General features: G+C 39.7%; 3 protein-coding genes. 2 read left to right on the top strand and 1 reads right to left on the bottom strand.

Annotation, left to right across the window (positions count from 1 at the left end; translation table 11 throughout):
• The first annotated feature begins 95 nt into the window (after positions 1-95).
• Positions 96-1,421, top strand: a complete 1,326-nt coding sequence (locus L654_RS0113190) for an IS4 family transposase (protein WP_024607224.1) — start codon at positions 96-98, stop codon at positions 1,419-1,421.
• A gap of 205 nt (positions 1,422-1,626) precedes the next feature.
• Here the strand turns inward: L654_RS0113190 and L654_RS0113185 are convergent, their stop codons facing one another.
• Positions 1,627-1,890 carry an accessory factor UbiK family protein gene (locus tag L654_RS0113185; protein ID WP_024608186.1) on the bottom strand — a complete coding sequence of 88 codons (264 nt, stop codon included), beginning with the start codon at positions 1,888-1,890 and terminating at the stop codon, positions 1,627-1,629.
• A 166-nt stretch (positions 1,891-2,056) separates the two neighbouring features.
• Here L654_RS0113185 and L654_RS0113180 point away from each other — a divergent pair.
• Positions 2,057-2,723: UvrD-helicase domain-containing protein (locus tag L654_RS0113180; protein ID WP_029753612.1), on the top strand; the 667-nt coding region annotated here is incomplete at its 3' end.

Genomic DNA, 2,723 nt, shown 5'->3' with positions numbered 1-2,723 from the left:
TTAATGCCGATCAGTTAAGAAATATTTAACGATCCATTGACCGATCTTCTGGTTAGTTTATAAAGGCTTCTGAATTTATTCAGGAGCCTTTTATTTTGCAACTCACTACCGCACTTTCTCTAGCCAATAGCTACGCACCCAATTCAGAAGGCTTAGGTCAACTGAGTGATTTTTTATGCCCTGAGTTTATCAAACAATGCGCAGAAACCGCAGGTGTCGCGACGATAAGGAAAAGAAGGCTTCCTGTTGAGATGGCCGTTTGGACAGTCATTTGTATGTCGTTTTATCGTGAAGACCCACTGTGGAGTATTGTCAGTAAATTAGGGCTCGCTTTACCAGGTAAAAAAGAACTCGTTGCGCCCAGCGCGGTTGTACAGGCTAGGCAGCGGCTTGGGGCTGATGCCGTTAAACAGGTTTTTGAGCAAAGTCAGCAAATGTGGAATGCTGATGCGAACCATCCCACATGGTGCGGGCTATCACTACTGGGTGTTGATGGTGTCATTTGGCGCACACCGGATACTGCTGAAAATCAACATGCATTCTCCATGTGGAAAAATCAGTATGGTGACACGGCCTTCCCTCAGGTTCGCATGGTGTGTTTGATGGAGTTAACTAGTCATTTATTAATGGGGAGCGCCTTTGATAGTTGTCGTACAAGTGAAATGGTGTTGGCTGAAGACTTAATCGAGGCAACACCCGATAACTCACTGACGTTATTTGATAGAGGCTTCTATTCTCTAGGCTTACTCAATCGTTGGCATCATGCTGGGGTAAATAGGCATTGGCTTCAACCGATGAGAAAAGGCACGCAATATGAAATTGTTCGCTCTCTAGGTCGTCAAGACAAACTCATCAAGCTAAAAGCAACAGCACAAGCGAGAAAAAAGTTCGACGATTTACCAGAGAGCATTGAAGTTAGGCTAGTCACAAAAACGGTTAAGGGGAAAGAGGTGAATATACTCACTTCATTAACAGACCCAATGCGTTTCCCTAAGGCTGAAATTGTTGACCTCTATAGTGATCGGTGGGAAATTGAACTTGGTTATCGAGAAATGAAACAAACCTTACTGAATAGTCACTTTACGCTACGCAGCAAGAAACCTGAGATGATAGCGCAAGAATTATGGGGCGTAATGTTGAGCTATAACTTGCTCCGATACCAGATGGTGAAAATGGCGCAGAAAAAATCTGGAATATATGCAAAACACCTGAGTTTTACGACGTGTGCTATTAGTATTATTAACCTTATTCATACAATGTTTATAGAAAATGCAGGACGGATACCTAAATCAATAGAGCAATTACAAGCTCAAGTTGAACATCACATATTGCCGATAAAACGGGAGCGGGCGTATCCGAGGTGTGTGAAACCAAAACCCAGTAAATACCCCAATAAAAAAAGCCAGTCAGCTGTTAACTGACTGGCATTAAGCCTAAGCTGCCTTTTTTGTACACTAAATTAATACCAATTTTATTAAAAAAATGATCATTCTAGCGTATTAAATAACTCACTAACTACGTTAAAAATTATTTATATAGAACAACTATGTACCATAATTTTAGCCTTGTTATTGAGCTATTTTCTTATCGCTATAATAGAACACTAATTTAATGCAATTGGTATAATTATTCAGCATCAGTCTCAGTGCTAAGTTGTTGCTCAAGCAATGCAACTTTAGCTTCAAGTTCGGTTAGTTTTTCGCGAGTACGAATAAGTACTTGGCTTTGCACATCAAATTCTTCACGGCTCACAAAATCCATCTCAGCAAGCTTGTTTTGTAAAACTTGCTTTGTTTTACCTTCGAGTGTCTCTGCTAGGTTTTTTACACCTTGCGGCATATTGCTAGTAATTTGCTTAGCAATTTCTTCAAGTTTTGCTGGGTTGATCATATTTGTCCCTTCGATGCGGCCTAAAATAATAATAACTAATATTACCTTATACCCATGGTATTTAACACATGATCATCTTTACCTTAATTAATTAATTAAGGCAATTGCTATGCTCGCAGTAGTGGTTACGTTAAAATTGCGCGTCTTTTAAATTTCTTTGGTCGTTATGAAACTCAATCCTAAACAAGATGAAGCCGTAAAATATATTAGTGGTCCATGCTTAGTACTCGCAGGCGCAGGCTCTGGTAAAACCCGTGTTATTACGAATAAAATCGCTTATTTAGTGAAAAAATGTGAGTACAAAGCGCGAAATATAGCCGCTGTTACTTTTACCAATAAAGCAGCCAAAGAAATGCGTGAACGAGTACTGCAAACGCTCGGAAAGCAAGACGCTAAAGGTTTATGGGTATCAACGTTTCATACACTCGGTTTAGAAATAATAAAAAAAGAGTTAAGCACATTAGGGTTTAAACCCGGCTTTTCGTTATTTGATGATCAAGATACCAATCAGCTTATTAGTGAGCTTACCGAAGATGAGCTAAAAAAAGACAAGGACTTACTCAAACTACTTAAAATGGAAATTGGTAGTTGGAAAAATGAATTAGTACTGCCAGAGCAAGCAATACGCGAAGCGCGTGATGCGCAAAAGGCATTGTTTGCACAGCTGTATGCTCGCTATCAAAATCAGCTACGTGCTTATAACGCACTGGATTTTGATGATTTAATTATGATCCCTACTTTGTTACTTACTAATAACGCCACATCACGTGAGCGCTGGCAGCAACGCTTTAAATACTTGCTGGTGGATGAGTATCAAGATACCAATACAAGCC

Source organism: Pseudoalteromonas sp. TAB23 (assembly GCF_000498075.1).
Classification (GTDB): domain Bacteria; phylum Pseudomonadota; class Gammaproteobacteria; order Enterobacterales; family Alteromonadaceae; genus Pseudoalteromonas; species Pseudoalteromonas arctica.
Note: the sequence above shows the minus strand (reverse complement) of the source record. Positions and strands in the feature narration are given on the sequence as shown.